Below are 19,276 nucleotides of genomic sequence, written 5' to 3' on the forward strand. Positions count from 1 at the left end.
CCGATGAAGCTGGCGACGAACGGTGTCTGCGGTTCGTGGTAGAGGTTGTAGGGCGTGTCCCATTGCTCCAGGCGACCTTCCTTGAACACCCCCACATGGTCGCTGACCGCGAACGCTTCTTCCTGGTCATGGGTGACCAGGATGGCGCTGGTGCCGCGGCTCTTGAGGATGTCGCGGACCTCATGGCTGAGGCGCCGGCGCAGCTCCACGTCGAGGTTGGAAAACGGCTCGTCGAGCAGCAGCAGTTGCGGCTCCGGGGCCAGTGCACGGGCCAGTGCGACGCGCTGTTGCTGTCCACCGGACAGTTCATGCGGGTAGCGACCGCCCAGACCGCCGAGCTTGACCAGCTCCAGCATCTCTTCGACCACCTGCGCCTGGCGCGGGTGCTTGGCGATGCCAAAGGCAATGTTCTGTGCCACGGTCAGGTGTGGGAACAGCGCATAGTCCTGGAACACCATGCCGATTCGACGTTTTTCCGGTGCCTGGGTAAAGCCGGCGCGGGAAATGACCTCGCCGGCCAGCTGGATTTCACCCTCGTGCACCGGCTCGAAGCCAGCGATGGCGCGCAGGGTGGTGGTCTTGCCGCATCCCGAAGACCCCAGCAGGCAACCGATGTCGCCTGCATTGAGGTGCAGGTTGAGGTTCTGGACGATGCGCTGGTCGCCGTAGCCGCAGGCGAGGTTGCGCAGGTTGAGCAGTAGGGGTTGACTCATGCGTGGTGGTAAGCCGGTTCGACAAGGTATTCGAGAAGGGCCTTCTGCGCATGCAGCCGGTTTTCAGCCTGGTCCCAGGCGACCGAACGTGGGTCGTCGAGCAGGTCCTGGCTGATTTCCTCACCGCGGTGGGCGGGCAGGCAATGCATGAACAGGGCATCGGGTGCCGCCAGGTCAAGCAGTTCGCGGGTGACCTGGTAAGGCGCGAAATGCGCCAGGCGCCGTGCAGTTTCCTCCTCCTGACCCATGGAAGTCCAGACGTCGGTGGTCACCAGGTGGGCGCCGCGCACGGCTTCTTTCGGATCACGGATGATCTGTACCCGGTCACCGCCCAGTGCCATGAAGCGTGGGTCCGGCTCATAACCCTCGGGGCAGGCGATGCGCAGCTGGAAGTCGAACTGCCGGGCTGCCTCGATGTACGAGTTGCACATGTTGAAACCGTCGCCGATCCAGGCCACGGTCTTGCCCTGAATCGAGCCTCGGTGCTCGAGGAACGTCTGCATGTCGGCCAGCAGCTGGCAAGGGTGCGATTCGTCCGACAGGCCGTTGATCACCGGTACCCGCGAATTGGCGGCGAATTCGGTGAGCGTGCTGTGGGCGTGGGTACGGATCATGACCGCATCGAGCATGCTCGAGAGCACGATGGCGCTGTCGCTGATCGGCTCGCCACGGCCCAGCTGAGTGTCGCGTGGGGACAGGAAGATGGCCTGGCCACCGAGCTGGATCATGCCGGCCTCGAACGACACGCGGGTACGGGTCGAGGATTTTTCGAAGATCATGCCCAGTACGCGATTCTTCAGCGGCTCGAACAGCACGCCTCGCTTGCGCAGGTCCTTCAGCTCGATGCCTCGGCGGATCACCCCGAGCAATTCGTCGGTGGTGAAGTCCAGCAGGGAGAGAAAGTGCCTAGCGCTCATGATTGACTACCTTATCTGCAACGGTATGCAGGTCGACCGTATGGTTTTTTTTGACAACGGGAGTGACCTGCGGCGTAAGCCGCACGGGGCGGACGAAATAGGGAAAGGCGCAATACTATAATTAAATGTCGCCTAAAACCAAGAGGGGAAACAGCGGCTCTGCTGTAAAGGGTGTATTTACCCGTTGAACCCTTGCTGTTTTTTATTTGCTACAGGGGTTGTACACGGCTTGCTGGCAATTTGGCAAATGGCTTTGCCGTAGGCTGGCGTGAATCGTGTGCCTGATGTCGCGGGATTCACGCCACGAAGCTGGCTGGATGGGCACCGGTGCAGGGCGCATAGTCACCCTTCGACAACAACAAGGCAGAGGCGGCCATGACCAAGACCCTGCATCACCGTGCCTGTCACCTGTGCGAAGCCATCTGCGGGCTGAACATCGAAGTCAGCCATGAGCCGGGCGAACCCGCGCGCATCAGCTCGATCAAGGGCGACCCAGACGATCCTTTCAGCCGTGGCCACATCTGCCCCAAGGCCGTGGCACTGCAGGATATCCAGCAGGATCCCGACCGCCTGCGCCAACCGCATAAACGGGTTGGCGATCAATGGCAGGCTATCAGCTGGGACGAAGCGTTCGCCCTGGCCGCCGACAAGCTCTGGGCGATACAACAGGCCCATGGGCGCAACGCCGTGGCGGTGTACCAGGGCAACCCCAGCGTGCACAACTACGGGTTGATGACCCACAGCAACTATTTCCTTGGCTTGCTCAAGACCCGCAACCGTTTCTCCGCCACTTCGGTGGACCAGTTGCCCCAGCACCTGACCAGTCACTTGATGTACGGCCACGGCCTGCTCTTGCCGATCCCCGATATCGATCACACCCAGTTCATGCTGATTCTCGGGGGCAATCCACTGGCTTCCAATGGCAGCATCATGACCGTGCCGGACGTGGAAAAACGCCTGAAGGCCCTGCGTGCACGGGGTGGGCGACTGGTGGTGATAGATCCGCGGCGCAGCGAAACGGCGGCGATGGCCGATCAGCACCTGTTCGTGCGCCCCGGTGGCGACGCGGCCTTGCTGTGCGGCCTGCTGAATACCCTGTTCGACGAAGGCCTGGCGCGCGGCACCCACTTGCCGGTAAATGGCCTGCAGCAGGTTCGCGAGGCGATCGTGCCGTTCAGCGCCGAGGCCATGAGTGCGCACTGCGGCATCGACGCAGCGGACATTCGCCAGTTGGCACGGGATTTCGCCGCTGCCGACAAAGCCGTCTGCTACGGCCGCATGGGGGTCTCCACCCAAGCCTTCGGCACCTTGTGTCATTGGCTGGTGCAATTGATCAACCTGGTCACGGGCAACCTTGATCGCGAGGGCGGGGCGTTGTGCACCGAGCCTGCCGTCGACTTGGTGGCGAGCACGTCTGGCGGTCACTTCAATGCGTGGCAGAGCCGAGTGTCGGGCTTGCCCGAATACGGTGGAGAGCTGCCGGTGGCGGCGTTGGCTGAAGAAATGCTCACGCCTGGCGAAGGTCAGGTACGCGCACTGGTGACCGTGGCGGGTAACCCGGTGCTGTCGACCCCCAACGGTCGTCAACTCGACAGGGCGCTGCAGGGGCTGGAGTTCATGCTCAGCATCGACCTTTATATCAACGAAACAACCCGCCACGCCGACCTGATCCTGCCATCCACCTCGGCGCTGGAAAACGACCATTACGACAGCACCTTCAACCTGCTGGCGATACGCAACGTCACGCGCTTCAACCGGGCCATTCTGGCCAAGCCGGACGGAGCGCTGCATGACTGGGAAATTTTCGTAGGCCTGGCGCGGGCGTTTGTCGAGCGTGCGGGGCTGGAACTGAAGCCGACCCAGCCGCCGGCACAGATGATAGACCTGGCATTGCGCAAGGGGCGCTACGGTGATGCCTGCGCCTTCAAGCTTTCGCTGGAGACCCTGGACCAGCATCCCCACGGTCTTGACCTCGGCCCCCTGCGGGCCAACCTCGGCCCGCGTCTGGGGACCGCCAGCAAGATGATCGAGGCGGCGCCTCAGGTGCTGCTGGACGACTTGCACCGGCTTGCCTGTCAGGCACCACCGGCGGCAGGTGATTTGCTCTTGATCGGCCGTCGACACATTCGTAACAACAACTCATGGATGCACAATTTCCATCGCCTGGTGAAAGGCAAGCCGCGCCATCACTTGTTGATGCACCCGCAGGATCTGCAGCAACGACACCTGGAGGATGGCCAGCGAGTACGTATCCGTTCGCGCACCGGCGTGCTGGAAGTCGAAGTGCAAGCCTGCGAAGACATGATGCCCGGTGTGGTCAGCCTGCCCCATGGATTCGGCCATGGTCGCCTGGGCGTGCACCTGCAGATTGCCCAGTCGCAGCCGGGGGTAAGTGCCAACGACCTGACCGATGAGAGCTTGCGCGACCAGGTTTCCGGCAACGCCGCGCTCAATGGCGTGCCTGTGCAGGTGGAGGCCGCCTGAGCGATGGCAGAGGCCGAGCACGCCGCTCGGCTTTCCGATACAATGCGTCACCGTGCCGACGACCATGTCGGAAAGTTCAGCCGAGGTGCTACATGGATATCATCGAAACGATCAAAGAGCAGATTGCCAACAACACCATTCTGCTTTACATGAAAGGCTCGCCGAATGCCCCGCAGTGCGGCTTCTCGGCCAAGGCATCGCAGGCTGTGATGGGTTGTGGCGAAAAGTTCGCCTACGTCGACATTCTGCAGAACCCGGAAATCCGCGCCAACCTGCCCAAGTACGCCAACTGGCCAACCTTCCCGCAACTGTGGGTAGCGGGCGAGCTGGTCGGCGGTAGCGACATCATGCTGGAAATGTTCGAGAAGGGTGAGCTGCAGACCCTGATCAAGGAAGCCGCCGCCAAGGCCAAGGCTGCCGAAGCCTGATCATCAGGCAGGCAATAAAAAACCCGCTCAAGGCGGGTTTTTTTTTGCCTGCGAAAATTACTCTTCGCCCATCTGCGACTGCAGGTAGTTCTCGATGGTGATCTTGTCGATCAGGCTCAGCTGGGTTTCCAGCCAGTCGATGTGTTCTTCCTCGGATTCGAGGATGTCTTCCAGCATTTCACGCGAGCCGAAGTCACCGACGGTTTCGCAGTGGGCGATAGCGGCTTTCAGGTCGACCAGGCCCTGCTTTTCGATCTTCAGGTCGCACTCGAGCATTTCCTTGGTGTGCTCGCCGATCAGCAGCTTGCCCAGGTCCTGGACGTTGGGGATGCCTTCGAGGAAGAGAATACGCTTGATCAGTTTGTCAGCGTGCTTCATCTCGTCGATGGATTCCTTGTACTCGTGCTTGCCGAGCTTGTTCAGGCCCCAATCTTCGTACATGCGTGCGTGCAGGAAGTACTGGTTGATCGCGACCAGCTCGTTTCCGAGGATCTTGTTGAGATGCTGGATGACGCTTACGTCGCCTTTCATTTCGGGTTCCTGCCCTGTTGAAGTATGCCAATACAGAGAAGTTTGAGCCCGATACATAGGCCTGTCAAACCTAAGTTCTTGAATAATAAGTGAAAATTAATAGGAATAAGAATGTTTGTGAACCGCGTTGGAACGCTAACTTATTGAATTTTAGGCATAAAAAAACCGGACACGAGGTCCGGTTCTTCAAATTCGGTAACATCAAGCGGCAGTAAATTCCACCGGGTAGGGCAGGGCGGCTTGTTGGCTCACCTGCAACTCGGTGATCGTTTCACGAACCACCTGCTTGGCCAGGCAGGCGCATTTGCCACATTGGCTGGCGACATTGGTCGCAGCGCGCACTTCCTTGTAACTGCAGCATCCTTCATAGATCGCATCGCGGATCTGTCCGTCGGTAACGCCGACACAAAGACACACATACATAAGGGCTGACCATCGCGGTTGAGTCGATGGATTGGAGCTTAATGTTAATGAGAATGCTTGTCAAAGGACTTTCTGAGATGGCCGTGCTTGAGCGACCGGCGGTTGAATTCGGCCTGTCATCAGAAGCCGTGTATGATGGTCGGCCTTTGTTGGATGTCGGGCAAGCCTGCTTGGCCCGGCAAACGGTTCTTCACCCTCATCAGGAGATTACAATGAGCGTACTCGTTGGCAAACAAGCCCCCGACTTCACCGTTCCAGCCGTGCTGGGCAACGGCGAAATCGTCGACAGCTTCAACCTGGCCTCGGCCATCAAGGGCAAGTACGGCCTGGTGTTCTTCTACCCACTGGACTTCACCTTCGTCTGCCCGTCCGAGCTGATCGCCCTGGACAACCGCATCCCGGACTTCCAGGCGCGCAACGTCGAAGTGATCGGCGTGTCGATCGACTCGCACTTCACCCACAACGCCTGGCGTAACACCCCGGTCAACAACGGCGGCATCGGTCAGGTGAAGTACACCCTGGCGGCCGACATGACCCACGAAATCTGCAAGGCCTACGACGTCGAGTCCGAAGGCGGCGTGGCCTTCCGTGGCGCCTTCCTGATCGACACCAACGGTGTTGTTCGCTCGCAGATCATCAACGACCTGCCACTGGGCCGTAACATGGACGAGCTGCTGCGTCTGGTTGACGCCCTGCAATTCCACGAAGAGCACGGCGAAGTCTGCCCGGCCAACTGGAAGAAAGGCGACAAGGGCATGAATGCCTCGCCGGAAGGTGTTGCTGCTTACCTGAGCGAGAACGCTGGCAAGCTGTAATTGCCGAGCGCATAAAAAAACCGGCCTTCGTGGCCGGTTTTTTTATGCTTGGAATTCAAGGCTTCCAGTGCCTGTTCTGGCCTCATCGCCGGCAAGCCGGCTCCCACAGGATCACCACAGGCTTGAGCATTGTGGAGTTCTTGTGGGAGCCGGCTTGCCGGCGATGGGGACCTCGACTCAATCGTTGAAGTCGCGCCAGCCGCCCATCTCTTTCCAGCGATTGACGATGCCGCAGAACAGCTCGGCGGTCTTCTCGGTGTCATAACGCGCCGAGTGCGCCTCACGCCCGTCGAAGTCGATATCGGCGCTCTGGCAGGCGCGTGCCAGCACGGTCTGGCCGTAGGCAAGGCCCGCCAGGGTGGCGGTATCGAAGCTGGAGAACGGGTGGAACGGGTTGCGCTTGAGGTCGTTGCGTGTCACCGCCGCATTGAGGAAGCCCAGGTCGAAGCTACTGTTGTGGCCGACCAGGATCGCCCGCTTGCAGCCATTGGCCTTGAGGGCCTTGCGCACGCCACGGAAGATGTCGGTGAGCGCGCTTTCTTCGCTCACCGCCATGCGCAGCGGGTGGTCCAGCTTGATGCCGGTGAACTCCAGGGCAGCGGGCTCGATGTTGGCGCCCTCGAACGGCTCTACCCGGTAGAAGTAGGTGTGCTCGGGGAACAGGAAGCCTTTCTCGTCCATGCCGATGGTCACGGCGGCGATTTCCAGCAGGGCGTCGGTGGCGCTATTGAAGCCGCCGGTCTCGACATCCACCACCACTGGCAGATAGCCACGGAAGCGCTCGGCCATCGGGTGGCGCGAGCCGCTGCCGGTTTGGCCGTCCTGGTCGTCTTCGTAGAGGTCTTCGCTCACGCATTGTCCTCCAGCAGGCGCCAGCGCAGTTTCTCACCGGCGCGCAGCGGGACCACGGTCTGCTCGCCGAATGGCAGGCTCTCCGGGGCGGTCCATTCTTCGCGGACCAGGGTAATGGTGTCGGTATTTGCCGGCAGGCCATAGAAGGCTGGGCCGTGCAGGCTGGCGAAACCTTCCAGCTTGTCCAGCGCATTGCGCTGTTCGAAGGCTTCGGCGTACATCTCGATGGCCGCATAGGCGGTGTAGCAACCGGCGCAACCGCAGGCGGCTTCCTTGGCGTGACGGGCATGGGGTGCCGAGTCGGTGCCGAGGAAGAACTTCGGGTTACCGCTGGTGGCTGCGTCCAGCAACGCCACCTGATGGGTGTTGCGCTTGAGGATCGGCAGGCAGTAGAAGTGCGGGCGGATACCGCCGACCAACATGTGGTTGCGGTTGTACAGCAGGTGCTGGGCGGTGATGGTCGCACCGACGTTGGCCGGAGCCTCGGTGACGAACTGCGCAGCGTCCGCCGTGGTGATGTGCTCGAACACCACTTTCAGCGTCGGGAAGCGCTCGACCAGGCGGCGCATGTGCTCGTCGATGAAGCGCTTTTCGCGGTCGAACACGTCGATCTCGCTGCGCGTCACTTCGCCGTGTACCAGCAAAGGCAAGCCGGTTTCCGCCAGCGCTTCGATGGCCGGGAAGATGTTGTCGATGCTGGTCACGCCCGAATCGGAGTTGGTGGTGGCGCCGGCCGGGTACAGCTTGGCGGCGTACACGATGCCGCTGGCCTTGGCCGCGCGGATGTCCTCGGGGCTGGTGCGGTCGGTGAGGTACAGCACCATCAGCGGCTCGAAGCGGCTGCCGGCCGGGCGGGCGGCAAGGATGCGCTCGCGGTAGGCGCCAGCTTCGACGGCATTGCGCACCGGCGGAACCAGGTTGGGCATGATGATGGCACGGGCGAAGGTACGCGCCACATCGCCAACGGTATGGGGCAGGACGGCACCATCGCGCAGATGGATGTGCCAGTCGTCGGGACGCAGGAGGGTCAGGCGATCGGACATTGGGGATTCCAGGCGGGTCGAACTCAAGCGCCAATGCTACCGGAAAACCCTGGGCGGAGCACGGCTATCAAGTTTTCCGCCGAGCGTCCGATAGCCTGCAGGTAAGCCGTCAGAAAGAGTGGAGCCGCCCGTGCGCCAGCGTTACCTAGCCCTGTTGACCCTGTTCGCCAGCCTGCCGGCCGGCGCACTGACTTTCCAGACCCGCATGGAGAACATCGCCTGGAAGGTCGAGGGTGACCAGTTCGAATGCCGTCTGATCCAGTCGATCGACGGTTTCGGCAGTGGCGAGTTCGTGCGTCGGGCGGGCGAGCAGCCGGTGTTCCAGCTGCGCTCGGACAGCAATGTCCTCGGCGCCGGCTCGGCCACTTTGCTGGCGGCGGCAGCACCCTGGCAGCCAGTGCGGGGCGATATCAACCTCGGCGCCGTGCGCATGGCGCGCAACGGTGTGTTGTTCACCTCTTCTCAAGGCCAGGCCAGCCGTCTGATCAGTGGCTTGCTCGATGGGCGCAGCACCGTGGTACGCAGTTACGCCGGCGAAGGCGGGCGGGCGATGGAAGTGCGGGTGCTGCCGGTGAGTTTTGCCAAGGCCTACAGCGATTATCAGGCGTGCGCCGGCAAGATGCTGGCGATGAACTATGACCAGGTGCGCCAGACCCAGGTCAGCTTCCCTGGAGGGGGGATCGACCTGGACACTGCGGCCCGGGCGCGCCTGGATCTGATCGTCGACTATCTCAAGGCCGATCCGACGGTCAATCACATCGAACTCAACGGCCACTCGGACAACAGCGGTAATCGCCTGACCAACCGTGACACCTCGCGCCGCCGCGCGCTGGCGGTAGCCGACTACTTCGTTGCCCATGGCATAGCGGAAGATCAAATCACCGTGCGCTTCCATGGCGAGCGGTATCCGTTGGTGAAAAACAACAGCGCTGGCAACCGCGCACGCAACCGACGCGTGAATATCGAACTGGACCGCGTGACTCCGGTCGACAAGCCTGGCGTCCAGCCGGCCCAGCAATCCGTTCCGGCGCCCTCTGCGGCGCCCGCTGCGGCCCCTGCGGCCACTGCCCCAGGCACCATCCCTGATGCAACGGGGGCGAAAGCCTCCTGAGTGCGACAGGACGTCGCGCCCTCGACAATTCCTGTCGCTTTGTCGTCAGAAGCTGTCGCCCCACTGTAAATTTTTCCGCAACGCCGGTAGAATCGGGCCTTTTCCGTACAACCCCGTGGAGTGATGGCATGGCGGACGTAAAAAAGGTCGTACTGGCGTATTCCGGCGGCCTTGATACTTCGGTGATTCTCAAGTGGCTGCAGGATACCTACAACTGCGAAGTGGTGACCTTCACCGCTGACCTGGGGCAGGGCGAAGAAGTCGAGCCGGCTCGCGCCAAAGCCCAGGCTATGGGCGTCAAAGAGATCTACATCGACGACCTGCGCGAAGAATTCGTGCGTGATTTCGTCTTCCCGATGTTCCGCGCCAACACCGTCTACGAAGGCGAGTACCTGCTCGGTACTTCCATCGCCCGTCCGCTGATCGCCAAGCGCCTGATCGAGATCGCCAACGAAACTGGCGCCGACGCCATTTCCCACGGCGCCACCGGCAAAGGCAACGACCAGGTACGTTTCGAACTGGGTGCCTACGCGCTCAAGCCGGGCGTCAAGGTCATCGCGCCATGGCGCGAGTGGGACCTGCTGTCCCGCGAGAAGCTGATGGACTACGCCGAGAAGCACGGCATCCCGATCGAGCGCCACGGCAAGAAGAAGTCGCCGTACTCGATGGACGCCAACCTGCTGCACATCTCCTATGAAGGCGGTGTCCTGGAAGATACCTGGACCGAGCACGAAGAAGACATGTGGCGCTGGAGCGTCTCGCCGGAGAACGCCCCAGACCAGGCGACCTACATCGAGCTCACCTACCGCAACGGTGACATCGTCGCCATCGACGGTGTCGAGAAGTCTCCCGCCACCGTGCTGGCCGACCTGAACCGTATTGGCGGTGCCAACGGCATCGGTCGCCTGGACATCGTCGAGAACCGTTACGTAGGCATGAAGTCGCGTGGCTGCTACGAAACCCCAGGCGGCACCATCATGCTCAGGGCCCACCGTGCCATCGAGTCGATCACCCTGGACCGCGAAGTCGCTCACCTGAAAGATGAGCTGATGCCGAAGTACGCCAGCCTGATCTACACCGGCTACTGGTGGAGCCCGGAGCGTCTGATGCTGCAGAAAATGATCGACGCTTCGCAGGTCAACGTGAATGGTGTGGTACGCCTGAAACTGTACAAGGGCAACGTCACCGTGGTCGGCCGCAAGTCGGACGATTCGCTGTTCGATGCCAACATTGCGACCTTCGAGGAAGATGGCGGCGCCTACAACCAGGCCGATGCCGCAGGCTTCATCAAGCTCAATGCGCTGCGCATGCGCATCGCGGCCAACAAAGGCCGTGGCATGCTCTAACGCAGAGCTGAGCTGCAGGCAGTAAAGAACCCCGACTCAGGTCGGGGTTTTTTTTGCGTGGTCACTTCATGCGTGATGTCGTGTTGTCCGAAAGGTCGCCAACCGACAACCGAAAATATTGTTGATTCTCCAGGTTGCAGAATAGCCAGGTGCGGCCCGACTCATGAGGCTGAGCCATGGCGTGAAGTAACTGCTCGGCAATCCTCTTTTGCACATCAGGGCCGGAAAGCATGACAGTGACAGGATCTGCTTCAGTCGAGGACCGTAGCTGGCCATTACTTGCAGGCGTACGGGTGGCCTCTACTTTCAGGGGATTGGTGTCTTCGGGCTTGTACAGCGATTTGTAGTTGAAGTTAAGCGTCAGAAAAAAAAGCGCAGTCAAAAAAAACGGAAAACCCACCAGAAACCAGGTGTATAGGGTCTGACTTTCCTCGCTCAGGAAAGGTAGTGTCGCCAGGGCAGAGGATTCAATGATGCCGGCGAAGATGGCGATGATGGTCAGCGGGGCTGCGGGTTGGCTGGTCAAGGTGGCGGCCTCCTGCGGTTTTGCCCATCAATACCAGAGTGTCCCTCTCAGCCGAAGGCTGGACTCTTTCCGCGCCATGAAAATGATCCCGCTATCTTCTTTGTTGTTGAATGTCGTTGTTGCAAAAGTAACTGGCTTGCCCTGGTGCTAATCGACTGGGCAAGGAAGTTGTAAATTCTTACTTGTAGGAAAATTCCTAAAGCGACGTAAGGCTCATCTATTCATGTATTTGCTCTGGTATTTGACACGCCACTGAGCGTGCGGCTCGGTTATGGTGAAGCGTCGTTAAAGCAAAATAATGAATGAATGGATATCGCATGAATAAAGTCCTTATCGTGGATGACCACCCGGTCATACGCCTGGCAGTGCGCATGCTGATGGAGCGGCATGGCTACGATGTGGTCGCGGAAACCGACAACGGAGTGGCAGCCTTGCAGCTTACGCGGGAACACCTCCCCGATATCGTGGTGCTGGATATCGGTATTCCCAAACTTGACGGGCTGGAGGTCATTGCCCGTTTATCATCAGCCAGTCCCGGCAGCCGAGTGCTGGTGTTGACGTCACAGGCACCCGGGCACTTCTCGATGCGTTGCATGCAGGCGGGTGCTGCAGGTTACGTGTGCAAACAGCAGGAACTCACCGAACTGCTCAGCGCCATCAAAGCCGTGTTGTCTGGCTACAGCTATTTTCCCAATCAGGCTTTGCACAAGTCTCGTGGCCGAGTGGGCGCGGGCAGTGAAATGGAGATGGTCGATCGCCTGTCGGCAAGGGAGATGATGGTGTTGCAGCAACTGGCGCGTGGCAGGTCGAACAAGGAAATCGCCGAGAGCATGTTCCTCAGCAACAAGACAGTCAGTACTTACAAGACCCGCTTGTTGCTGAAGCTGAACGCCCACTCGCTGGTGGATCTGATCGAGCTGGCCCGGCGACACGGCCTGACGTGAAACCTGAATGCAGGAAGCCTCCGTATGGAGGCTTTCCGTCAGGGCTACAGGTCGTAGTCGAACTCGGCGAGTTGCCGCTGCAGGCGGCGTTCTTCCAGGAGGTTGTCAATGGTGCGACGTTTGCTGAGGTTGGTTTTTGCGGGTTCCACCTGCGGTTCCGCGTCGTCGTCAGCGGTGGCAAAGTCATCTTCGATCGAGAGGTCGTCTTTGTCGGTACTCATGGGTCGCTCCAAGCCAATGGGCCATTGGCCGTCCTTATAACCAGAAAGCGAAGCGTGGTAAAAAAGATTTTTTCAATCGCAACCCATGCCTGTTCGCTATCGAATCAATCGTCAGAAGTCTTCTGCTTGTATTCGCACAAGTCTTCGATCCGGCAACTGCCGCATCGAGGCTTGCGCGCCTGGCACACATAGCGCCCGTGCAGAATGAGCCAATGATGCGCATCGAGCAGGTAGTCCTTGGGCACGAACTTCAGGAGTTTCTTCTCGACCTCAAGCACGGTCTTGCCTGGCGCGATACCGGTGCGATTGCTGACCCTGAAAATGTGTGTGTCCACGGCCATGGCTGGCTGACGGAAAGCGGTGTTGAGGACCACGTTGGCGGTCTTGCGGCCAACCCCCGGTAGCGCCTCTAGCGCCTCACGGGTTTGCGGTACTTCGCCGCCATGGCGTTCGATCAGCAAGCGGCAGGCTTCGATGACATTCTTGGCCTTGCTGTTGTAAAGGCCGATAGTCTTGATGTACTCGCTCAGCCCTTCGACGCCGAGTGCGTAGATGGCTTGCGGGGTATTGGCGACTGGAAACAGACGTGCGGTGGCCTTGTTGACGCCAACGTCGGTGGATTGTGCCGACAGCGTGACGGCGACCAATAGCTCGAAAGGGGTGGTGTAAGCCAATTCCGTCTTTGGATCGGGATTGTCTTCGTGCAGCCTGCGAAAGATCTCCAGGCGTTTGGCGGCATTCATGGGGTCAACGGGTTCCTTGACGACGAGAGGGGGCGCGGCCCAGACGCAGGCGATTGTACAAGGCCAACAGTCCGCCGAGCAGTAGCAGCGCGCCGGAACACAGGGCGGCGGTGTGCAGGCCCAACCCCTGGTCCAGCCATTGACGGCTGGCGCCGAGCAGCAAATAGAGCAGTAGCAGGCCAGCCAGGTGCACGAGCAGTTGGCGCCAGCGCCCCTCGGCAGGCAACAGCTGGTCTGCAGCCAGGCATTGCAGGCAGATCAGGGCGGGGAAGTAACCGAGCGACAAGGCCTGCGGCAGTGCCCAGGCGCGCAGCGCAAGCTGCAGGCAGCTGGCCAGGGCAGCAAGGAGCAACAGGCTTGCCAGCCAGTACGTCGCACCGCTGAGCCTGCCGCGCAAGGGGGCCAGCAACGCCTGGTGAAGGAGGCTCAACGTCAGCATGGCCACGCCCAGTGTGGCGGCCCGGGAGAAGGTCTGGGTGGCGCCCAGCAGCGGCGCAAGGCCGGCCACCAGCAGGCAATGCCTATTCATGGGCGGGGCTTCCGAGCAACAGCGTGCGATGCTGGTCAAAATACACCAGTGCCTCCTGCTGCGCTGCTATCACGGCACGAGAGGTGACCGTCGCCCCAGCCAGCTGGTCGAAGTCGCCCTGGTCGCGCTTGAGCGCCCAGCGGTCGTCCAGGCGACGGTTGGAAAATTGCCCCAGCCAGTTCAGCTGTGGGTCGCTGATGCGGGCTCCAAGGCCAGGACTTTCCTGTTGCTCGATCACCTGCGTGCCGATCAACCGCCCATCCGCACTGATGGCGATGGTCAGTCGGATGGGCCCGTTGTAGCCCTGGACCTGGCTCACCATTACCACCGCCGTGGGCAGCGTCCCCAGGGTGGCGCGGTAGGCAGCCGTTATCCGGCTGTGCAACGGTTGCTCCCCAGGAAGCGGCAGCGGCGTGTTCAGGGGTTGGTTGTCGTAGGTTTGCTCAGGCAGGACCGCGAGAAACTGGCGCGCATGCAACTGCTGTTCGGCTTCGATGATGGTCGGGCGGGTCCATTGCCTCCATGCCAAGGTTGTCGCCACGGCCAGCCCGGCCACGAGCAGCAGCCAGGCGGTATTGCGAATGTGCGGGCTCATGGCGCGGCCTGCTGGCGTCGCAGGGCGAGCCGATCAAGGGCGGGGGCCAAGAGGTTCATGAACAGGATGGCGAATGCCGTGCCGTCCGGGTAGCTGCCCCAGGTGCGTATCAGGTAGATCAGCATGCCCGCACCAAGCCCGAACAGTAGCCTGGCCAAGCCGGCCTTCGGGCCGGACACGGGTTCGGTGGCGATGAAAAAGGCTGCCAGCATGGTCGAGCCGGAGAACAGGTGAAGCAGTGGTGAGCCATTCGAATCCGAGCCGGAGCCATTCCATGCCAGCAGGCTGAACAGCATCAGCCCTGCCAGCAAGCCCGCAGGTGCGTGCCAGCTGTATACCCTGCGCTGCAACAGGAACAACCCGCCGAGCAGGAATGCCAGGTTGACCCACTCGACGCCACGCCCACCAACGGTGCCGAAGCCCGGGTGGCTGGCGAACAGTTCATCGATGGTCAGGCTGCGGTTGTGACGCAGGCCGTCCAGCACGGTTGGTCGGGCCCAGGCGTCGATCTGCTCACCCCCGCCAAACACCAGGTGCAGGCTGTCGACGAACCCCGGTGGTTGTGCTGGCCAATGGTTCATCTGCAGGGGGAAACTCAGCAGCACGAAGGCGTAGCCCAGCATCGCCGGGTTGAAGAGGTTGCGGCCCACCCCACCGAACGCTTGCTTGCCGAAGCCGATGGCAATCGCCGCTGCGGTCATCGGCAGCCACCAGGGCGCTTGGGTGGGCAGGGCGACGGCGAGCAGCACCGCCGTCACCAAGGCGCTGCCATCGTTCAAGGTGGCCGCCACTGGCTGGCCGCGCAGGGCCAGCAGCGCGGCTTCGCAGCACACCGCGCTACTGGCGCACAACGCCAGGCTGAACAGCAGGCCCCATCCGTGCAGCCAGAACGATGCCAAGAGACCCGGGATGCATGCCAGCAGCACCAGGCCCATGGCAGTGCGCAAGCGCGGGTCAGGTAATGCCATGGTCGTGCCGCGGCGAAGCGTCAATGGGATGATTCAGGCTCATTGTGTGAACAATCCGTTGAATCCGGAGAACGCCATGGCCATCACGCCGGCACCGACCAGGGTGATGGGCAGGCCGCGCAATGCCGCCGGGATGTCGGCGTGATCGCTGCGTTGCACCAGGTCGTCGAACAGTGCCAGCGCCAGCCAGAAGCCAAGACCGGCCATGACGCTGCAGCCCAGCGTGGCGAGCCATTCCTGCCGTTCAACCATGGCCTGCAGGGACAAACCGAGTACCACGGCATTGCCCAGCAAGGGCAGTGCCAGCCCCTCGCTGGGCCATTGCGGACGTAGCCTTGCCAATGCCTGCGGCACGCTCCACGCCAGCAAGCCTAGCCAGGGCAGGAGCAGGAACAGGCGCAGGTCTTCAAGCTGCCAAGGTGCTACTACCCAGCGCTCCAGTGCCTGGCCGCCGGTTATCCCGAGGGCAATCGTCAGTGCGCACGCCAAACCGCACACCTGCACGCGCAGGCGCGATGGCGGCTGTTGTTGCAGAAGCATGTGGCTGACCAGCGCAGCACTGACCAGGACCAGGACATAATCGTTCATATACATGACGATAGCCGTGATTCGCCAGGGCGTCCGGCCATCCGAGAGGGGATACGAATGCCCCGGCGCGAAGGCCGGGGCAGAGGGCGTTACTTGATGCGCTGGCCTGGCTTGGCACCGCTGTCAGGGCTCAGCAGGTAGATCTCTTCACCGCCTGGGCCGGCGGCCATGACCATGCCTTCGGACACACCGAAGCGCATTTTGCGTGGCTTGAGGTTGGCCACCATCATGGTCAGGCGACCTTCCAGCTTGGAGGGGTCCGGGTAGGCCGACTTGATGCCCGAGAACACGTTGCGATGCTCGTCGCCGATATCCAGGGTCAATTGCAGCAGCTTGTCAGCGCCGGGCACGGCTTCGGCCTTGACGATCAGCGCAACGCGCAGGTCGACGGCGGCGAAGGTGTCGAACTCGATTTCCGCCGACAGCGGGTCCTTGGCCAATTCGCCGTTGCCGGCCGGGGCCTTGGCTTCGGTAGCCAGCAGGTCTTCCTTGCTGGCTGCGACCATGGCCTCGACCTTGGCGGGTTCGATACGGCTCATCAGTGCCTTGAACGGGTTGAGCGTATGGTTTTCCAGGCGCGACAGGTGATCGTTCCAGGTCAGCGGCGCGACATTGAGGAAGGCCTCGGCGTCGGCAGCCAGCACCGGCAGTACCGGCTTGAGGAAAATCACCAGCTGGCGGAACAGGTTCACGCCCTGGGCGCAAATCGCCTGGACTTCTTCCTGCTTGCCTTCCTGCTTGGCCAGCGACCAGGGCGCCTTGTCGGCGATCCAGGCGTTGGCGCGATCGGCCAGGGCCATGATTTCGCGCATGGCGCGGCCAAAGTCGCGGCCTTCGTAGGCATCGGCAATGGACGGCGCAGCGGCAAGGAAGGCTTCGGTCAGGTCCGGTGCAGCATCACCGGCAACCATGACACCTTCATTGCCCTTGTGGATGAAGCCTGCGCAGCGGCTGGCGATGTTCACCACCTTGCCAACCAGGTCCGAGTTGACCTTCTGCACGAAGTCCTCGAGGTTCAGGTCGAGGTCGTCGACACCACGGCCGAGCTTGGCGGCGTAGTAGTAGCGCAGGTATTCCGGCTGCAGGTGATCCAGGTAGGTGCGGGCCTTGATGAAGGTGCCGCGCGACTTGGACATCTTGGCGCCGTTGACGGTCAGGTAACCGTGCACGTTGACCGCGGTCGGCTTGCGGAAGCCTGCGCCTTCGAGCATGGCCGGCCAGAACAGGGCATGGAAGTTGACGATGTCCTTGCCGATGAAATGGTACAGCTCGGCCTTGGAGCCTTCGTTCCAGAACGCATCGAAGTCAAGCTCCGGGCGGCGGGCGCAGAGGTTCTTGAAGCTGGCCATGTAGCCGATCGGCGCATCCAGCCAGACGTAGAAGTACTTGCCGGGTTCGCCTGGGATCTCGAAGCCGAAGTACGGCGCGTCGCGCGAGATGTCCCACTCCTGAAGGCCCGAGTCCAGCCACTCGGCGAGCTTGTTGGCCACGGCGTCCTGCAGGGTGCCGCTGCGGGTCCACTGCTGCAGCATGGCCTGGAAGTCCGGCAGCTTGAAGAAGAAGTGCTGGGAGTCGCGCAGTACCGGGGTGGCGCCGGAGATCGCCGACTTGGGGTTCTTCAGCTCGGTCGGTGCGTAGGTGGCGCCGCATTTCTCGCAGTTGTCGCCGTATTGGTCTTCGGCCGCACACTTGGGGCAGGTGCCCTTGATGAAGCGGTCGGCCAGGAACATGCCTTTTTCCGGGTCGAAGTACTGGGTGACCGAACGGGTGGCGATGTGCCCGGCTTCGCGCAGGCGCGAATAGATCAGGCCCGACAGCTCGCGGTTCTCTTCACTGTGGGTGGAGTGGAAGTTGTCGAAGTCCACCAGGAAATCGGCGAAGTCGCTGCTGTGCTCGGCTTGCACGTTGGCGATCAGCTGCTCCGGGGTGATGCCTTCCTTTTCGGCGCGCAGCATGATGGCCGAGCCGTGGGCGTCGTCGGCACAGACGTAGATGCACTGGTTGCCGCGTAGTTTCTGGAAGCGAACCCACATGTCCGTCTGGATGTACTCGAGCATATGGCCAAGGTGGATGGATCCATTGGCATAGGGCAGGGCGCTGGTTACGAGAATCTGACGTGGCTCGGACATAGTGGCTCGGCTACTTATTCGGCTCGGGTAAAATTGAGGGTGATCGGCCACTATAAAGGGCTCGCGAATATATTTCACCCCGCGCGCGCATCTGCTGACGATTGACGGGTTAGGATAGGCGTCTGTTTTACATTCAGTTTGCCAATGGGAGTGTCCATGAGTGTCGTCACCCGTGCCGCCGTCGAAGGCGCGCTTCGCCAGTACACCGACCCCTACCTGAATCTGGACCCGGTGAGCGCCGGTTGCGTGCGCGCCATCGATATCCAGGGCGGGCAGGTCGCTGTGCAGTTGCAGCTCGGTTATGCCGCCGGCCTGTTCAAGAACGGCTGGGCCCAGGTGCTGCAAACCGCGATCGAGAACCTTGATGGCGTCGCATCGGCGCAGGTCTCGATCGACTGCGTGGTGGCCGCGCACAAGGCCCAGGCCCAGGTGCCGGCCATGGCCAACGTCAAGAACATCGTCGCCGTGGCGTCGGGCAAGGGCGGGGTCGGCAAGTCCACCACCGCTGCCAACCTGGCCTTGGCCCTGGCACGCGAAGGTGCTCGGGTCGGTATTCTCGACGCTGATATCTATGGGCCAAGTCAGGGTGTGATGTTCGGTATCGCCGAAGGCACTCGGCCACAGATCCGCGAGCAGAAGTGGTTCGTGCCGATCAAGGCCCATGGCGTGGAGGTCATGTCCATGGCCTTCCTCACCGACGACAACACGCCCATGGTCTGGCGTGGCCCGATGGTATCCGGGGCCTTGCTGCAGCTGGTGACCCAGACGGCCTGGGATGACCTCGATTACCTGGTGATCGATATGCCGCCGGGCACCGGCGATATCCAGCTGACGCTGGCGCAAAAAGTCCCGGTGGCCGGTTCGGTGATCGTCACGACGCCCCAGGACCTGGCCTTGCTCGATGCCAAGAAAGGCGTGGAAATGTTCCGCAAGGTCAACATTCCGGTGCTGGGCGTGGTGGAGAACATGGCCGTGCACATCTGCTCGAACTGCGGTCATGCCGAGCACCTGTTCGGCGAAGGTGGCGGCGAGAAGCTGGCGGCGCAGTATGGGGTCGAGTTGCTGGCTTCGTTGCCGTTGTCGATGCTGATCCGTGAGCAGGCCGACAGTGGCAAGCCGACGGCGATCGCCGAGCCGGAAAGCCAGATTGCCATGGTCTATCAGGAGCTGGCCCGTCAGGTCGGGGCGCGGATCGTGTTGCAAGAGGCGGCAGCGCCAGCGATGCCGAGCATTACCATCAGCGAAGATTGACCTGACGGCTGCGCAGGGCTACGAGCCTGTGCAATCGGTGTGGGAGCCGGCTGCCGGCGATGAGGCCAGGGCAGGCAAACGCCCGCTCGGGCCCTATCGCCGGCAAGCCGGCGCCCACA

21 protein-coding genes are annotated in these 19,276 nt (G+C 61.6%); 7 read left to right on the forward strand and 14 right to left on the reverse strand.

The features are described from left to right. A partial coding sequence (locus PMI38_RS23175; RefSeq protein WP_008099561.1) for an ABC transporter ATP-binding protein occupies window positions 1-713 on the reverse strand: 713 nt, incomplete at its 3' end. Then, the gene (gene argF, locus PMI38_RS23180) at window positions 710-1,630 is read right to left on the reverse strand and encodes an ornithine carbamoyltransferase (RefSeq protein WP_008099563.1); all 921 of its coding nucleotides are present in this window, start codon (window positions 1,628-1,630) and stop codon (window positions 710-712) included. The genes argF and PMI38_RS23175, both read right to left, overlap by 4 nt. Window positions 1,631-2,005: 375 nt before the next feature. Between argF and PMI38_RS23185 the strand changes: the two genes are divergently transcribed. After that, window positions 2,006-4,114 carry a molybdopterin oxidoreductase family protein gene (locus tag PMI38_RS23185; RefSeq protein ID WP_008099565.1) on the forward strand — a complete coding sequence of 703 codons (2,109 nt, stop codon included), beginning with the start codon at window positions 2,006-2,008 and terminating at the stop codon, window positions 4,112-4,114. Window positions 4,115-4,206: 92 nt separating this feature from the next. Next, window positions 4,207-4,542 (forward strand): Grx4 family monothiol glutaredoxin, encoded by a 336-nt coding sequence (gene grxD, locus PMI38_RS23190; RefSeq protein WP_008099566.1) that lies wholly within the window; start codon window positions 4,207-4,209, stop codon window positions 4,540-4,542. A gap of 57 nt (window positions 4,543-4,599) precedes the next feature. On the opposite strand, the gene bfr is transcribed toward grxD, so the two are convergent. After that, window positions 4,600-5,073, reverse strand: coding sequence for a bacterioferritin (bfr, locus tag PMI38_RS23195; protein ID WP_008099568.1), 474 nt, complete (start codon window positions 5,071-5,073; stop codon window positions 4,600-4,602). A gap of 201 nt (window positions 5,074-5,274) precedes the next feature. Beyond that, window positions 5,275-5,496 (reverse strand): bacterioferritin-associated ferredoxin, encoded by a 222-nt coding sequence (locus PMI38_RS23200; RefSeq protein ID WP_008099571.1) that lies wholly within the window; start codon window positions 5,494-5,496, stop codon window positions 5,275-5,277. A gap of 212 nt (window positions 5,497-5,708) precedes the next feature. Between PMI38_RS23200 and PMI38_RS23205 the strand changes: the two genes are divergently transcribed. Beyond that, the gene (locus tag PMI38_RS23205) at window positions 5,709-6,311 is read left to right on the forward strand and encodes a peroxiredoxin (protein ID WP_008099573.1); all 603 of its coding nucleotides are present in this window, start codon (window positions 5,709-5,711) and stop codon (window positions 6,309-6,311) included. Window positions 6,312-6,488: 177 nt separating this feature from the next. Here PMI38_RS23205 and rnt read toward each other — a convergent pair whose 3' ends face one another. Together rnt and pyrC are read right to left on the reverse strand one after the other, a co-directional pair. Further along, window positions 6,489-7,100, reverse strand: coding sequence for a ribonuclease T (gene rnt, locus PMI38_RS23210; protein WP_400640950.1), 612 nt, complete (start codon window positions 7,098-7,100; stop codon window positions 6,489-6,491). Between the two features lie 59 nt (window positions 7,101-7,159). After that, window positions 7,160-8,206 (reverse strand): dihydroorotase, encoded by a 1,047-nt coding sequence (gene pyrC / locus PMI38_RS23215; protein ID WP_008099577.1) that lies wholly within the window; start codon window positions 8,204-8,206, stop codon window positions 7,160-7,162. Window positions 8,207-8,336: 130 nt separating this feature from the next. On the opposite strand from pyrC, the gene PMI38_RS23220 reads away from it, so the two are divergent. Next, entirely contained in the window at window positions 8,337-9,317 is a 981-nt protein-coding gene (locus PMI38_RS23220) for a flagellar protein MotY (RefSeq protein WP_008099580.1), read from the forward strand. 128 nt (window positions 9,318-9,445) lie between these two features. Further along, on the forward strand, window positions 9,446-10,663 hold the full coding sequence (locus tag PMI38_RS23225; protein WP_008099582.1) for an argininosuccinate synthase: 1,218 nt from the start codon (window positions 9,446-9,448) through the stop codon (window positions 10,661-10,663). A gap of 61 nt (window positions 10,664-10,724) precedes the next feature. On the opposite strand, the gene PMI38_RS23230 is transcribed toward PMI38_RS23225, so the two are convergent. After that, a complete protein-coding gene (locus tag PMI38_RS23230) occupies window positions 10,725-11,189 on the reverse strand; it encodes a hypothetical protein (RefSeq protein WP_008099584.1) in 465 nt (154 codons plus the stop codon). A gap of 317 nt (window positions 11,190-11,506) precedes the next feature. Between PMI38_RS23230 and PMI38_RS23235 the strand changes: the two genes are divergently transcribed. Continuing rightward, entirely contained in the window at window positions 11,507-12,133 is a 627-nt protein-coding gene (locus PMI38_RS23235) for a response regulator transcription factor (protein WP_008099586.1), read from the forward strand. Between the two features lie 44 nt (window positions 12,134-12,177). Here PMI38_RS23235 and PMI38_RS27305 read toward each other — a convergent pair whose 3' ends face one another. The 7 genes from PMI38_RS27305 to metG form a co-directional block, all read right to left on the reverse strand. Next, entirely contained in the window at window positions 12,178-12,354 is a 177-nt protein-coding gene (locus tag PMI38_RS27305) for a PA3496 family putative envelope integrity protein (RefSeq protein WP_008099588.1), read from the reverse strand. Window positions 12,355-12,458: 104 nt separating this feature from the next. Continuing rightward, window positions 12,459-13,097, reverse strand: a complete 639-nt coding sequence (gene nth / locus PMI38_RS23245) for an endonuclease III (RefSeq protein WP_008099591.1) — start codon at window positions 13,095-13,097, stop codon at window positions 12,459-12,461. A 4-nt stretch (window positions 13,098-13,101) separates the two neighbouring features. Beyond that, window positions 13,102-13,626, reverse strand: coding sequence for an Rnf-Nqr domain containing protein (locus PMI38_RS23250; protein ID WP_008099592.1), 525 nt, complete (start codon window positions 13,624-13,626; stop codon window positions 13,102-13,104). After that, complete coding sequence (locus PMI38_RS23255) at window positions 13,619-14,221, reverse strand: RnfABCDGE type electron transport complex subunit G (protein WP_008099595.1); 603 nt, start codon at window positions 14,219-14,221, stop codon at window positions 13,619-13,621. Before PMI38_RS23255 ends, PMI38_RS23250 begins: the two co-directional genes overlap by 8 nt. Further along, complete coding sequence (locus PMI38_RS23260; RefSeq protein ID WP_008099596.1) at window positions 14,218-15,189, reverse strand: RnfABCDGE type electron transport complex subunit D; 972 nt, start codon at window positions 15,187-15,189, stop codon at window positions 14,218-14,220. Before PMI38_RS23260 ends, PMI38_RS23255 begins: the two co-directional genes overlap by 4 nt. A 39-nt stretch (window positions 15,190-15,228) precedes the next feature. Further along, window positions 15,229-15,777, reverse strand: a complete 549-nt coding sequence (locus tag PMI38_RS23265; protein WP_043274087.1) for an Rnf-Nqr domain containing protein — start codon at window positions 15,775-15,777, stop codon at window positions 15,229-15,231. Window positions 15,778-15,866: 89 nt separating this feature from the next. Then, a complete protein-coding gene (metG, locus tag PMI38_RS23270) occupies window positions 15,867-17,906 on the reverse strand; it encodes a methionine--tRNA ligase (protein WP_008099600.1) in 2,040 nt (679 codons plus the stop codon). 156 nt (window positions 17,907-18,062) lie between these two features. Between metG and apbC the strand changes: the two genes are divergently transcribed. Continuing rightward, complete coding sequence (gene apbC, locus PMI38_RS23275) at window positions 18,063-19,157, forward strand: iron-sulfur cluster carrier protein ApbC (RefSeq protein ID WP_008099601.1); 1,095 nt, start codon at window positions 18,063-18,065, stop codon at window positions 19,155-19,157. The last annotated feature ends 119 nt before the right edge of the window (window positions 19,158-19,276 follow it).

The organism is Pseudomonas sp. GM84 (assembly GCF_000282535.1).
Taxonomy (GTDB): Bacteria; Pseudomonadota; Gammaproteobacteria; order Pseudomonadales; family Pseudomonadaceae; genus Aquipseudomonas.

What these genes read in the sequence shown, in the direction of transcription:
- argF (WP_008099563.1), bottom strand. Translation starts at nt 1,630, where the DNA reads ATGAGCGCTAGGCACTTTCTCTCCCTGCTGGACTTCACCACCGACGAA.
- PMI38_RS23185 (WP_008099565.1), top strand. Translation starts at nt 2,006, where the DNA reads ATGACCAAGACCCTGCATCACCGTGCCTGTCACCTGTGCGAAGCCATC.
- grxD (WP_008099566.1), top strand. Translation starts at nt 4,207, where the DNA reads ATGGATATCATCGAAACGATCAAAGAGCAGATTGCCAACAACACCATT.
- bfr (WP_008099568.1), bottom strand. Translation starts at nt 5,073, where the DNA reads ATGAAAGGCGACGTAAGCGTCATCCAGCATCTCAACAAGATCCTCGGA.
- PMI38_RS23200 (WP_008099571.1), bottom strand. Translation starts at nt 5,496, where the DNA reads ATGTATGTGTGTCTTTGTGTCGGCGTTACCGACGGACAGATCCGCGAT.
- PMI38_RS23205 (WP_008099573.1), top strand. Translation starts at nt 5,709, where the DNA reads ATGAGCGTACTCGTTGGCAAACAAGCCCCCGACTTCACCGTTCCAGCC.
- rnt (WP_400640950.1), bottom strand. Translation starts at nt 7,100, where the DNA reads ATGGCCGAGCGCTTCCGTGGCTATCTGCCAGTGGTGGTGGATGTCGAG.
- pyrC (WP_008099577.1), bottom strand. Translation starts at nt 8,206, where the DNA reads ATGTCCGATCGCCTGACCCTCCTGCGTCCCGACGACTGGCACATCCAT.
- PMI38_RS23225 (WP_008099582.1), top strand. Translation starts at nt 9,446, where the DNA reads ATGGCGGACGTAAAAAAGGTCGTACTGGCGTATTCCGGCGGCCTTGAT.
- PMI38_RS23235 (WP_008099586.1), top strand. Translation starts at nt 11,507, where the DNA reads ATGAATAAAGTCCTTATCGTGGATGACCACCCGGTCATACGCCTGGCA.
- PMI38_RS27305 (WP_008099588.1), bottom strand. Translation starts at nt 12,354, where the DNA reads ATGAGTACCGACAAAGACGACCTCTCGATCGAAGATGACTTTGCCACC.
- nth (WP_008099591.1), bottom strand. Translation starts at nt 13,097, where the DNA reads ATGAATGCCGCCAAACGCCTGGAGATCTTTCGCAGGCTGCACGAAGAC.
- PMI38_RS23250 (WP_008099592.1), bottom strand. Translation starts at nt 13,626, where the DNA reads ATGAATAGGCATTGCCTGCTGGTGGCCGGCCTTGCGCCGCTGCTGGGC.
- PMI38_RS23255 (WP_008099595.1), bottom strand. Translation starts at nt 14,221, where the DNA reads ATGAGCCCGCACATTCGCAATACCGCCTGGCTGCTGCTCGTGGCCGGG.
- PMI38_RS23260 (WP_008099596.1), bottom strand. Translation starts at nt 15,189, where the DNA reads ATGGCATTACCTGACCCGCGCTTGCGCACTGCCATGGGCCTGGTGCTG.
- PMI38_RS23265 (WP_043274087.1), bottom strand. Translation starts at nt 15,777, where the DNA reads ATGAACGATTATGTCCTGGTCCTGGTCAGTGCTGCGCTGGTCAGCCAC.
- metG (WP_008099600.1), bottom strand. Translation starts at nt 17,906, where the DNA reads ATGTCCGAGCCACGTCAGATTCTCGTAACCAGCGCCCTGCCCTATGCC.
- apbC (WP_008099601.1), top strand. Translation starts at nt 18,063, where the DNA reads ATGAGTGTCGTCACCCGTGCCGCCGTCGAAGGCGCGCTTCGCCAGTAC.